Raw genomic sequence first — 11,580 nt, 5'->3', positions numbered from 1 at the left:
TTAAACTTTTGGCATGAGTCTAGCTATACTCATGCCATAACCGCGTTGGTCGCAACGTTGAATGATATAAGAAGGGCATCCCCTCTACTCTACTCGGAGACTTTAGAATGTCAGTTGAATCAGTTTTACAACAACTAGAAGAACTTGAAGTTAAGTTTGTTGATTTGCGTTTTACCGATACTAAAGGTAAAGAGCAGCACGTTTCTATCCCTACTCATCAGGTTGATGCCGATTTCTTTGAAGACGGTAAAATGTTCGATGGTTCATCTATTGCTGGCTGGAAAGGCATTAACGAATCAGACATGGTACTGATGCCAGACCCAACGACCTTCGTACTTGACCCGTTCACCGAAGAAACCACAGCGCTGATCCGTTGTGACATTCTTGAGCCAGGCACTATGACTGGTTATGACCGTGACCCACGCTCTATCGCTAAGAAAGCCGAAGAGTACCTGGTCTCTACTGGTATCGCCGATACCGTATTGATTGGTCCTGAGCCAGAGTTCTTCCTGTTCGACGACGTTAAATTCGGCACAGACATGTCTGGCTGTTTCGTTAAGCTAGACGCTAAAGAAGCGGCTTGGAACTCAGGTACTCACTATGACGACGGTAACACTGGTCACCGCCCATTCGTTAAAGGTGGTTACTTCCCAGTAGCACCGGTTGACTCTTCACAAGATCTTCGTAGCGCCATGTGTCTGGTACTGGAAGAGATGGGTCAAGTAGTTGAAGCGCATCACCACGAAGTGGCGACTGCCGGTCAGAACGAGATCGCAACTCGCTTCAACAAGCTGACTGAAAAAGCCGATGAAATCCAGATCCTTAAGTATGTGGTTCACAACATGGCCCACGCTTACGGCAAAACAGCAACCTTCATGCCTAAGCCAATCGTTGGCGACAACGGTAGCGGTATGCACGTTCACCAATCTCTGGCAAAAGACGGTGTTAACCTCTTCTCTGGCGACAAGTATGCCGGTCTGAGCGAGACAGCACTTTACTACATCGGCGGTATCATCAAGCACGCTCGCGCGCTGAACGCCTTTACTAACCCAAGCACTAACTCGTACAAGCGTCTAGTACCTCACTTCGAAGCACCTGTCATGCTGGCCTACTCGGCACGTAACCGCTCTGCGTCTATCCGTATCCCAGTAGTACCAAGCCCTAAGGCTCGTCGTATCGAGACTCGCTTCCCAGATCCAACGGCTAACCCATACCTGGCGTTTGCGGCACTGCTAATGGCTGGTCTTGACGGTATCCAGAACAAGATCCACCCAGGTGAAGCTATGGACAAGGATCTGTACGACCTACCAGCTGAAGAAGCGGCAGAGATCCCACAGGTTGCGACCTCTCTTGAGAACGCACTAGAGAACCTGGATGCAGACCGTGAGTTCTTGACTCGTGGCGGCGTATTCAGCAATGACTTCATCGATTCTTACATTGCACTGAAGACTGCTGAAGCCGAGAAAGTATCTCGCACGACTCACCCAGCTGAGTTCGAGCTGTACTACAGCCTGTAATCCTTTCCTGTAAGATAGGATTATCGCTTGAAGAAGCCGCCGCTTAAGGCGGCTTTTTTATGCCTATTTACCAAGAGATGCTATCGGCTTAACCACCTGACAAGCACCACAAAATTGATTTATCTTTATGACCAAACTGCTATCATGATCACGCCCAACAATTACCTTAGAATCCATTATGTCTAGCCGTGATCCCTTCCAGTCTTTTACCTGGCACAGTGATATTTTCAGTTGTCAAAGCAATGAAATCAGCACCTTTTATGCCCGCCTGTCTGAGCAGACCAGCCGACTGGGTCTACAGGCGCGAAAACTGGGCGATGCCGGGCCACACCCACTGGAACTGTATCAATCACCAGCGCAGAAAGCCGATCAGCCTTCTATCCTGATCAGCGCAGGCTTTCACGGTGAAGAGGCTGCCGGCCCTTGGGGTCTGCTCTACTTTCTCAACGAGCTGGAACCCGAACTCTTTAGTCAGCTCAATCTCAGCCTACTGCCTCTGGTAAACCCCACAGGTTTCAAGCGAGGACACAGATTTAATAAGCAGGGGCAAAACCCTAATCGTGGGTTCGTGCTGGAAAATGGTCGTGGCCGTAGCAACCAAGATACCTCAAGCGAGGGTGAGATCTTACTGGCGCACTCACAGCTGCTGGCCGCCGCCAGTAAAGATGGCATACTGACCTGCCATGAAGATGTGCTAATGAATGACACCTACATCTACTCTTTCGAGGCCAATCAGCAACCCGGCCAATTCAGCCGTGAACTGCGCGACGCCCTAGGACACTATTTCCCTATCGCCCAGGACGGACTGATCGATGATTGCCCGGTAAAAGATGGCATCATCTTCAACCATTTCGACCTCTCCTTCGAAGCCTTCCTGGTTCGTCTGGGCGCTAGCGTCGGCGTGTGTAGTGAAACCCCAGGCAAGCAAAGTTTCGATCAGCGCATTTTGGCCAATGCCGCCATCATCAAACGTTTCGTCGAGCTGACATTAGCGAAGCGTTAGAAAAACATTAGCAAAGCGCTAAAAACATTTCAGGACGAGACACTGTCTCTGATACAAAAGCCAGGCCCTAGAGCCTGGCTTTTTTGTTAACCCTTATCTTTGATAACCCCGCCGGCTAACCACTGAAGGGGCTCAAGGCCTCCAACAAGATCTGCATATCCTGCTCACCATTATAGATATGGGGCGAGATACGCATCCCTTGCTGGCGCACATCCAAGCTGATGTTGGCCTGAGTGAGCGCCTCTAGCACCTGCGACTGCCTCTCGCCAAAGTGCAAAATGGCGGTGCCGCTGCAACGAGAAGCCACCCTGGGAGAACGCACTGCCTCGCCAAGTAAGTCCCAAATGCGCTCAAGTTGCATCAGGTTATGCTGGCGTACCTTGGCGCTCCCCAAGTCGGCAAAGTAGCTGATGCTGTGGGCAGCCATGGCATAGGGCGCCACCGAAGGGGTACCGCCCCAAAACTTAAGCGCCGAATCGTGATAGCGAAAGTCATGAATATCGAACTCGAAGGGATTCTCATGGCTAAACCACCCCACATCCCGAGGCTGACACGCTGCAAGTTGTTCACCATTGACCCAGAGATAGGCGGCGCCGGGGCCGCCGCAGAGCCACTTAACGCTAGAGCCCAACAAAAAGTCGGGCGCCAAGGCGCTAAGATCTAAGGGTAATACTCCGGCAGACTGGGCCACATCCACCAAAGAGAGCGCGCCCAAGGCGCGTACCTGGGGCAAAAGCTCAGCCAGTGGCGCCTGCTGCCCCGTGTTGGAATAGGCATGACTGATAAACACCAGATCGATATCGGCGCTCAGATGGGGCCGCCAAGTTTCCAGCAGGCTCACATCCTGATCGGCAGGAATAAAACGCAGCTCAGCCTCAGGCAGCGCCTGACGTAAGGCAAAGCCCATACTGGGAAAATCGTTCTCACTCATCAGGATCACCGCCCCAGGGCGCGTCAGTCTGGGCAGAGATTGCACCAGCTTGGTGAGGCCACTGGAGAGGTTGACCTGAGGACAAAACAACTTTGCATCACTATTAAACAGCCTGGCCAGCTGAATGCGAAAATCTTCCACTACAGCCAACCAATCTCCCCATGGTTCGCGCCCCGAGCCCTGCCAAGGCAGAAAGAAGTGCTCATCGAACGCCTGACGCAAGCTCTGCTGCGGCCGTCCCACCGAGTGATTCAGCAGATAAACCGCCTTAGGCATCACAAAATCTTTCTGGTACATGGATTACCCCTCTAAGCTGGCACGAAGTTTGGCCATATCGTCGTAACGGGTACGAATATCATCGCGCTTGGCGGCGGCACGTCTGTCTCTGAGCTTCTCCAGCGCCCCCAAGAGTACAGGTAACGGCGGGCCACTGGCGGTCACTTTATCGATATGTTGGCTTTCCATCTGCTTGGCCGGCTGAGCAATATACTTTTCCACCAGCTGGTCGTGGTGCTGTATCGCCCCCTGACCGTGGGCATCACACACCTGCAGAAACTGCTGCAGGTTTTCGCGATACCAAGGCTGATCACGCTGCTCCCACGCGGCAAGAAACTCATCCATCAAGCTGGTGCGGCGCATGCAGTCGCGCAAGATGCGCTGATCTTCCGGCATCATATAGAGAAACTTATCCACCAACAGCTGAGAGTAAGATGCCTCGTTGGCGAAGCAGAGACCCAGCTGCAGATCGATCACATTGATCCCGGCAAAATCACCGGCGTTGGCGCCGCGATAAACCTGCTGACCGACACGGTAGGGCTTGTAGTAGGGGCGCACACTGTTGAAAAACGCCTGAGTATCGAGACGCTCAAACAGGGTTTGATTTGAGGCGATCACCTGATCCAGTGCTACCTTGGCCACGGCCAAGAGTTCGGCGGTCATAGGATGAGAGATCCCCAGGGGTTGGATTTTTAGCAGCGCATCGGCCGCCCGCTTGTAGGCCAAAATCCCCTTGGTATTGTAGTCGACAAAGAGTTTCTCATCGTCGAGATCGGTAAAGCGCTTATAAAGACCATTCACCGCGCGATTGTGGGTGGTCAGGTGAGCAGTGGCAAAGCGCGGGGTCACGCCGATAGAGGCGCCGATATGCATCGCCAGGGCAGAGGCCTCCAGCAGCGGCGAGCTGGTTTCACGGCTCGGTTCGGTGATCTCGTGACGACGACAGGCGGCCATATAGAGGCCAACATTGCCGAGCAGATCGAAGGCGGCATCGAAGCCCTCATCGGTATTGCCCTCGTCCAGCAAGGCCTTAATAAGGGTGCGCCCTTCCTGTTCCAGCCGTGCCTTAAGATCGTCGCCAATTCCCACCACATTAGCGGGATCGCTCTGCTGCATGTAGAGGCGCTCCAGCGCCGAGTTGATCTCGACAAACTCCTGCCTGATCCAGTGATCGAAGGCCGCGACATCTTGACTCATAGGGTTTTTATCTCTTAATTATTTTAATAATGACTCAATAAGCTACCATTAAGCCATTAGCGCAAACCTGCAATATCTATCACCAAAATACAGAAATTTTAGTGGATTCCGATCAAAATAAACCTTTAAATAGTGATAACCAACAAGATTAAATAAGCCATCTAGCGATAAGCCTTGCTATTAGGCTGTGACTCACCCCACTAAGAAGCTCTTGGACAATGAAACGACTCGACAGCAAAGACAAACAGATCTTAAGCATATTGCAAGATGAGGGGCGCTTGCCCGTCGCCGAACTGGCCAACCGGCTCAACCTGTCCGACACCCCTTGCCTGCGCCGCATCAAGAAGTTGGAACAGGACGGCTATATTCAGGGTTACAGCGCCCGTCTCGACCCAAAGGCGCTGGCACTCAATGTCATTGTTTATGCCTTTGTGCGACTCACCGAAAACTCCGCCACCTATGGCGAGCAGTTTGAACAGGAGATGAGTCGTCTACCTCAGGTACAGGAATGCTCGGTGATCACCGGCGCCTACGATTACCTACTTAAGATAGTCGCTCATGATCTGCTGGAATATGAAGGCTTCGTCAAACACTCTCTGGGCGGCCTTAAGTGTATCGCCAGCATAGAGTCGACCGTGGTACTGAAACAGACCTTCTCTCGCCATCAACTGCCTATAACTTAGGGCCTGTTTATCTTTCAGGTTTAATTTTTGTTCAATCTCAACGCGTTATGCTCAAGGGCTGTGCCATGACGCATAGTTGCACTATGGGAATGGCAAACAACCAAGAAATCGCTTGGAACGATTTCTAACAGTCGGTGGTGAAAGGCTGGAAGCCTTTCATAATGAGATAGACGCGTTTAGATGAACCCCTTGGGCTGCGCTTGTAGGCAATTGCTACTGCGTTATCGCCAGTTTGTGTAGCGTAACTACACGGCACAGGCTCTGCCTTGCACCAATCAACTACAAACGGCAGCAAAAACAAACAGGAAAGGTCAACAAGCCCTAGCCCTGATGCTTTTTACCGCGAAAGCGACTAATCTGTAGCAAAGACAAGGTATAAAAGGAATGTTTATGCGCCCGTTACTGCTGTTTACTCTGCTATTAGTGAGCCTGGGAGCTCAGGCAGCCATCTACAAATGGGTCGACAAGGATGGCAAGGTACATTACTCGGACACCCCGGTAGAGAACTCCACCCAGGTCGAATTCAAAGAAAATACCCAAAATCAGGTCAAACTGCCGCCCCCAGTGGTGCGCGAACACACTCCCCCCGCTAAGGAGGAGCCCAAGGCACTCTATAAGATGAGCATCACCAGCCCCATCGAAGAGGAAACCATTCGCGACAATAACGGCAATATTACGGTGATCGGCTCTATTACCCCAGATCTGGCGGCCGGTCATGTGCTGGTATTACTCATGGATGGCAAGGTGATGAGCCCGCCTCAGGCGACTCCCGTATTTAGTCTGGAAAATGTCGATCGCGGCGAACATAAATTTGAAATCAAGGCCTTGGCACAAAACGGCAAACAACTTGCATCCACTCCCCCTAGAACCGTCTTTCTTCACCGAACGACTATAAATGCACTTCCTAGGGCAACCCCATTTGGGGGCGGTTAAAAAATTAGACCTTAATTTTTAACAACTTAGAAATTCCCTTCGATAGGGCATCCGGTGAAGATAGCTTGCAGCGTGCACCAAATTGGTGCACCATTATGGTGCAACCTTCTTCCCGGGAGCCGTAAATGAACACAGACCCTCTGCTCAATCATCTGGTGACAGCCGTACTTGTCATCTCAGATGATCTCAAGCTGTGCTATGCCAATAGCGCGGCAGAGCAACTTCTTGGGTTAGGCAGTCATCGCCTCACAGAGCACAGCCTCCCCGACTGCTGCCAGTTACTCAGCATAGATTATCAGTTACTTCGCACAGCCATTCAGGAACATCAGGGGCTCACAATCAATACAGCCAACCTGGTAACGCTGGATGGTCAGCAGCATACGGTCGACATGACGCTGACACCACTGGAAAATCAGCCCGATCAGCCTGAACAAGGGCTACTGGAGTTACGCCAGGTGGATCAACAAAGGCGGATTCATCAGCAGTTGACCTTAGATGCCCAACAACAGGCGGCTCAGTATCTGGTGCGCAATCTAGCCCATGAGATCAAAAACCCCCTAGGAGGCCTCAGAGGCGCGGCGCAACTACTGTCTCGTGAACTAGAAGACGCCGACCAGCGCGAGTTTACCGACCTCATCATAGAGCAGGCTGATAGGCTGCGTAATTTGGTCGACAGGCTGCTCGGCCCTCAGAAGCCCACTGAGCACAGCCTGCATAATATCCATGAGGTGATCCAGAAGGTGCTCAAGCTGGTTGCCGTCACGCTGCCAAGTAATATCCATCTGATCCAGGACTATGACCCTTCTATCCCGGATATCGAAATGGATCAGGAGCAGCTGCAACAGGCGGTACTCAACATAGTACAGAACGCCATTCAGGCCCTGGAAGTTGAAGACGAGGGTGGCGAAATTCGCATCAAGACCCGCACCCAACATCAGGTCACCTTAGGCACTACACGCCATAAGTTAGTGCTGGCGCTGTCCATCATTGATGATGGTCCAGGGATCAAACCTGAGCTGATGGATACCCTCTTCTACCCTATGGTCACGGGTAGAGAGCAAGGGTCAGGACTAGGGCTTTCCATTGCCCACAATTTCGCCAGGCTGCACGGTGGACGCATAGACTGCGACTCAGTGCCCGGTAAAACCGAATTTACCATACTGCTGCCACTTAAGAGTTAGCGTGTGTGTCTTATGAGTATTCAACTTAAGAGAGTAGGTGTATGACAGAAAAAGTTTGGGTTCTCGATGATGATAGTTCGATACGATGGGTTGTCGAACGGGCGCTTAAAGGTGCCAAAATAAGCTGTACCAGCTTCGCCGCCGCCGAATCCCTATGGCAGGCGCTGGAGCAGGCACAACCTCAGGTGATCATTTCCGATATTCGTATGCCGGGCACAGATGGCCTGACGCTACTCGATCGCCTGCAGCTGCATTATCCCCATATTCCGGTGATCATCATGACTGCCCATTCCGATCTGGATAGTGCCGTCAGTGCTTATCAGGCTGGTGCATTCGAATACCTGCCCAAGCCTTTCGATATCGACGAGGCGATCGGTCTGGTGGAACGCGCCCTGAGCCACGCTAAAGAGCAATCACCTAAGGCCAAGAGCCAACCCGAAGTTAAAGCGCCCGAGATCATCGGCGAGGCCCCGGCCATGCAGGAGGTGTTTCGGGCCATCGGCCGTCTGTCGCGTTCCTCTATCAGCGTGTTGATCAACGGCCAATCGGGTACAGGTAAGGAGTTGGTTGCCGGCGCGTTGCACAAACACAGCCCGCGCAAAGACAAACCTTTTATCGCCCTGAATATGGCGGCAATCCCCAAGGAGTTGATCGAATCTGAGCTGTTCGGCCATGAAAAAGGTGCCTTCACCGGCGCGGCCAACGTGCGCCAGGGCCGCTTCGAACAAGCCGATGGTGGCACCCTGTTCCTCGACGAAATAGGCGATATGCCGCTGGATGTGCAGACGCGCCTGTTGCGGGTGCTGGCCGACGGTCAGTTCTATCGTATCGGCGGTCACTCACCGGTGCAGGTGGATGTGCGCATCATCGCCGCGACCCACCAAAATTTGGAGTCATTGGTCGCTAAAGGGGATTTTCGTGAAGATCTCTTCCACCGTCTCAACGTGATTCGGGTACATCTGCCGCCGCTGTCACAGCGCAGGGAGGATATCCCCCAGCTAGCACGTCACTTCCTCGCCACGGCCGCCAAGGAGATCAGCGTCGAACCTAAGATACTGACCAAGGCAACTGCCGAGACCTTAGCCAGCCTGCCTTGGCCGGGGAACGTACGTCAGCTTGAAAATACCTGTCGCTGGCTGATGGTGATGGCCTCAGGTCAAGAGATTCTGCCACAGGATCTGCCACCCGAGCTGCTCACCCCGAGTGCCAACAATGCCAGTAGCAATGACGCAAGCAAAGGCGGCTGGCAAGAGGCGCTGACTCAGTGGATCGATGAGCGTTTAAGCGAAGGTGAAAGCGATCTGCTGACGCAGATACAACCGGCATTTGAAAAAATTCTGTTAGAAACGGCGCTGAAACACACCAAAGGACATAAACAGGAAGCAGCTAAGCGTCTGGGCTGGGGTCGTAATACCCTGACGCGTAAGCTGAAAGAACTTGAGATGGATTGAGTGAAAGCCCCCAGCTTAGGCTGGGTGCTTCTGTGCCTCTTCTACAGGTACATTGTTTGCGCTAACAACAACACTCTCTGACTGATATTCAGATTCGATAGATTCATTTGGCATAGCCGCTTGCCATAAAGCACCTACCCATAAACTTTGATTCGCTTTCATAATATTCCCCTCGTTTTTGCCAACTCGATCAAAGTAATACTAAGGCGATTATTAGTAAAATGAATAAACTGTATCCTGTGAATGCCATATAAGAATGAACATACCAATCAAGAGCTTACATTACTTCCTTACCCTAGTTGAAACGGGAAATTTTACTCGGGCAGCGGAAAAGTCATTTATCACTCAACCGACCCTGAGCAAGATAGTTCAGCGCCTGGAAGATAATTTGGGCCAACAACTGCTACACAGGAATAACCAGAAAATCGAATTGACCCAGGCGGGCATACTGCTACAACACAGTGCCCAAGAGATCTTGGGCCAATGGCATAGACTCCAAGAAGATCTCACCAACCTCAGCGGTCTAAAGTCAGGCAACCTGCGTCTCGGGGTCTGTCCCATGATGAGCAGCCTGATCATCGATCTACTCACCGCCTTTCGCCAGCAATACCCTGGAATCGAGTTACAGATGTACGAATACGGGGGCTTCGGTTGCGAAAAGGCATTATTGAATAACAGCTTAGATATCGCCTTCACCGCCCTGCCCACCACCCATGACGAGGAGTTAGCCAACCGCGCTCTCACCCGCTATCCGCTGCTGGCCTGTCTACCCAAAGATCACGCCCTCGCTCAGCAAGATGCGGTCACCTGGCAAGACTTCGAGGCCTATCCCTTTATTCTTTACAACGAAGATTTCTCACTGGCCAAGCTGATCACCCGCCTAAGCCATCAGGCTGGCGTACAACTGAATATCGCCTTTCGCAGCGGCCAGTGGGACTTCTTGGCGACCATGGTGGAGGCACAAATGGGGGTCGCCATCTTGCCGGAACCTATCTGCCATAAGTTACAGGGCAGCGAACTGGTGTTCCGCCCCATCAAACCTAATCTCACCTGGGATCTGGCGCTGATCTGGCGTAAAGACTTACCCCTTACCCCGGCGGCTCAGGCGCTATTGGACCTTAGCGAACAAGCCCATCTACACCCTTGATGCGGGTTAAAAACTACCGGATATTCAGCCGAAAATACTAGTAAATTAACCATCTGAAACTAGTAGGTAAGCCGCTCACAGATAAAATCACTAGCGATGAGTCGAGCGGCTCCCTCTTGCACAATAAAGGTGCACTTTTTTTCGTACGATATTCAAACACCGCAGACGACCTCAAGCCCAAGGCTAGCGTCATATGCGATTTTGTTTAAAACAATCAAACACCTAGTCATAGTTTAACTGGTACTAATGTACCGTTGAAAAGCCTTGCCGCCGCACTTTCCTGCCGTTAGTTTCCCTTAAGAGGTCAGATGTCTGATCTCAACACCTGAGTAACTCAACCTTAGTCGTCAAAACGCACTAAGGACAACATCATCAAAATAAGAGAAATAAGCCAATGAAGATCTACCAAAAGCTCATGATGCTGGGTCTGTTTGCTGTCAGCCCATTGACTTATGCCGCTTCCGGACTCGTGTTTATCCATGGTACCGGGCATCAGACCGATGCGCTGTCGGACTATTGGACGAGGGAATTTGTCGACTCAGTCCGCCAGGGGGCAGCCTCGCCCGATAACTACCTGGTGATCAACTGCGATTTCGACCAATACATGTGGGATGACGCCGCCGCAGGCTGCCTAGCCGGACAACTTACCCAGTTTATTGACAATAAAAACATCAAGGATCTCACCCTGCTGACCCACTCCAATGGGGGCAATGTGGTGCGCTGGATCCTATCCAATCCTACCTGGGACAGTCGCTATCCCAAGATCATCAGTGCCACCTCTAAGGTGATCGCCCTGGCCCCCTCCAGCGGCGGCACACCTCTGGCTGACGCCGTCACCCAGGGCAATGTTTTCGAGACCTCCCTTGGCTGGCTACTAGGCTATGGCAGCAATGCGGTGAAACAGCAACAAGTCAGCTGGATGAGCAGCTATAACAACAGCTGGCTCTATGGCACCACGGGTCGCCCGGCGCTGCCCTCTCCCTTCGAGGTCGTCGTGGGCTCAGATGTCGACTCCGCCATATGGGACGGCGACAGCTACTGCGCGGGCTATCAGTATCAAGTGGCCCTCGAGACCACCCAGAACTGGCTCGACAACTGCTCTGACGGCTTCTTGGAGTGCCGATCACAATCGGCGGCGGGCAGCGTCTGGTTTACCGATATCCAGCGCACCACTGGCAAGGAGCCCCTGAGCCACCAGCAGAGCCGCCGCGCCTGCTTTAATCTCGACACCCTGATCCGCGACCATATCTAGGAGCCATAA

At 52.3% G+C, this 11,580-nt stretch carries 11 protein-coding genes; 8 read left to right on the top strand and 3 right to left on the bottom strand.

Annotated features, from left to right (window positions below):
• The first annotated feature begins 107 nt into the window (after positions 1 to 107).
• Both glnA and L2712_RS13265 read left to right on the top strand, forming a co-directional pair.
• Entirely contained in the window at positions 108 to 1,517 is a 1,410-nt protein-coding gene (glnA, locus tag L2712_RS13270; protein WP_088905642.1) for a glutamate--ammonia ligase, read from the top strand.
• Between the two features lie 178 nt (positions 1,518 to 1,695).
• On the top strand, positions 1,696 to 2,520 hold the full coding sequence (locus L2712_RS13265) for an N-acetyl-ornithine deacetylase (RefSeq protein WP_088905643.1): 825 nt from the start codon (positions 1,696 to 1,698) through the stop codon (positions 2,518 to 2,520).
• Between the two features lie 115 nt (positions 2,521 to 2,635).
• Here L2712_RS13265 and L2712_RS13260 read toward each other — a convergent pair whose 3' ends face one another.
• Both L2712_RS13260 and L2712_RS13255 read right to left on the bottom strand, forming a co-directional pair.
• Positions 2,636 to 3,748, bottom strand: coding sequence for an aminotransferase class V-fold PLP-dependent enzyme (locus tag L2712_RS13260; protein WP_248978051.1), 1,113 nt, complete (start codon positions 3,746 to 3,748; stop codon positions 2,636 to 2,638).
• 3 nt (positions 3,749 to 3,751) lie between these two features.
• Positions 3,752 to 4,924 (bottom strand): PrnB family protein, encoded by a 1,173-nt coding sequence (locus L2712_RS13255; protein WP_088905645.1) that lies wholly within the window; start codon positions 4,922 to 4,924, stop codon positions 3,752 to 3,754.
• 218 nt (positions 4,925 to 5,142) lie between these two features.
• Here L2712_RS13255 and L2712_RS13250 point away from each other — a divergent pair, with 218 nt between their 5' ends.
• The 4 genes from L2712_RS13250 (at position 5,143) to glnG (ending at position 9,172) form a co-directional block, all read left to right on the top strand.
• On the top strand, positions 5,143 to 5,607 hold the full coding sequence (locus L2712_RS13250; RefSeq protein ID WP_033540729.1) for an Lrp/AsnC family transcriptional regulator: 465 nt from the start codon (positions 5,143 to 5,145) through the stop codon (positions 5,605 to 5,607).
• Positions 5,608 to 5,997: 390 nt separating this feature from the next.
• Positions 5,998 to 6,540 (top strand): DUF4124 domain-containing protein, encoded by a 543-nt coding sequence (locus tag L2712_RS13245; protein ID WP_198387091.1) that lies wholly within the window; start codon positions 5,998 to 6,000, stop codon positions 6,538 to 6,540.
• 125 nt (positions 6,541 to 6,665) lie between these two features.
• Positions 6,666 to 7,721, top strand: a complete 1,056-nt coding sequence (glnL, locus tag L2712_RS13240; RefSeq protein ID WP_033540731.1) for a nitrogen regulation protein NR(II) — start codon at positions 6,666 to 6,668, stop codon at positions 7,719 to 7,721.
• Positions 7,722 to 7,762: 41 nt separating this feature from the next.
• Positions 7,763 to 9,172 (top strand): nitrogen regulation protein NR(I), encoded by a 1,410-nt coding sequence (glnG, locus tag L2712_RS13235; RefSeq protein ID WP_033540732.1) that lies wholly within the window; start codon positions 7,763 to 7,765, stop codon positions 9,170 to 9,172.
• A 15-nt stretch (positions 9,173 to 9,187) separates the two neighbouring features.
• Here glnG and L2712_RS13230 read toward each other — a convergent pair whose 3' ends face one another.
• Positions 9,188 to 9,334, bottom strand: a complete 147-nt coding sequence (locus L2712_RS13230) for a hypothetical protein (RefSeq protein WP_157705022.1) — start codon at positions 9,332 to 9,334, stop codon at positions 9,188 to 9,190.
• Positions 9,335 to 9,428: 94 nt separating this feature from the next.
• On the opposite strand from L2712_RS13230, the gene L2712_RS13225 reads away from it, so the two are divergent.
• Both L2712_RS13225 and L2712_RS13220 read left to right on the top strand, forming a co-directional pair.
• Entirely contained in the window at positions 9,429 to 10,319 is an 891-nt protein-coding gene (locus tag L2712_RS13225; RefSeq protein ID WP_033540733.1) for a LysR family transcriptional regulator, read from the top strand.
• A 394-nt stretch (positions 10,320 to 10,713) separates the two neighbouring features.
• Positions 10,714 to 11,571, top strand: coding sequence for a hypothetical protein (locus tag L2712_RS13220; RefSeq protein ID WP_248978050.1), 858 nt, complete (start codon positions 10,714 to 10,716; stop codon positions 11,569 to 11,571).
• The last annotated feature ends 9 nt before the right edge of the window (positions 11,572 to 11,580 follow it).

The sequence above is a fragment of the Shewanella marisflavi genome, assembly GCF_023283925.1.
Taxonomy (GTDB): Bacteria; Pseudomonadota; Gammaproteobacteria; order Enterobacterales; family Shewanellaceae; genus Shewanella; species Shewanella marisflavi.
Note: the sequence above shows the minus strand (reverse complement) of the source record. Positions and strands in the feature narration are given on the sequence as shown.

Bases quoted from the DNA above. Each gene is read 5' to 3' on its own strand.
- glnA (WP_088905642.1), top strand. From the start codon at position 108: ATGTCAGTTGAATCAGTTTTACAACAACTAGAAGAACTTGAAGTTAAG.
- L2712_RS13265 (WP_088905643.1), top strand. From the start codon at position 1,696: ATGTCTAGCCGTGATCCCTTCCAGTCTTTTACCTGGCACAGTGATATT.
- L2712_RS13260 (WP_248978051.1), bottom strand. From the start codon at position 3,748: ATGTACCAGAAAGATTTTGTGATGCCTAAGGCGGTTTATCTGCTGAAT.
- L2712_RS13255 (WP_088905645.1), bottom strand. From the start codon at position 4,924: ATGAGTCAAGATGTCGCGGCCTTCGATCACTGGATCAGGCAGGAGTTT.
- L2712_RS13250 (WP_033540729.1), top strand. From the start codon at position 5,143: ATGAAACGACTCGACAGCAAAGACAAACAGATCTTAAGCATATTGCAA.
- L2712_RS13245 (WP_198387091.1), top strand. From the start codon at position 5,998: ATGCGCCCGTTACTGCTGTTTACTCTGCTATTAGTGAGCCTGGGAGCT.
- glnL (WP_033540731.1), top strand. From the start codon at position 6,666: ATGAACACAGACCCTCTGCTCAATCATCTGGTGACAGCCGTACTTGTC.
- glnG (WP_033540732.1), top strand. From the start codon at position 7,763: ATGACAGAAAAAGTTTGGGTTCTCGATGATGATAGTTCGATACGATGG.
- L2712_RS13230 (WP_157705022.1), bottom strand. From the start codon at position 9,334: ATGAAAGCGAATCAAAGTTTATGGGTAGGTGCTTTATGGCAAGCGGCT.
- L2712_RS13225 (WP_033540733.1), top strand. From the start codon at position 9,429: ATGAACATACCAATCAAGAGCTTACATTACTTCCTTACCCTAGTTGAA.
- L2712_RS13220 (WP_248978050.1), top strand. From the start codon at position 10,714: ATGAAGATCTACCAAAAGCTCATGATGCTGGGTCTGTTTGCTGTCAGC.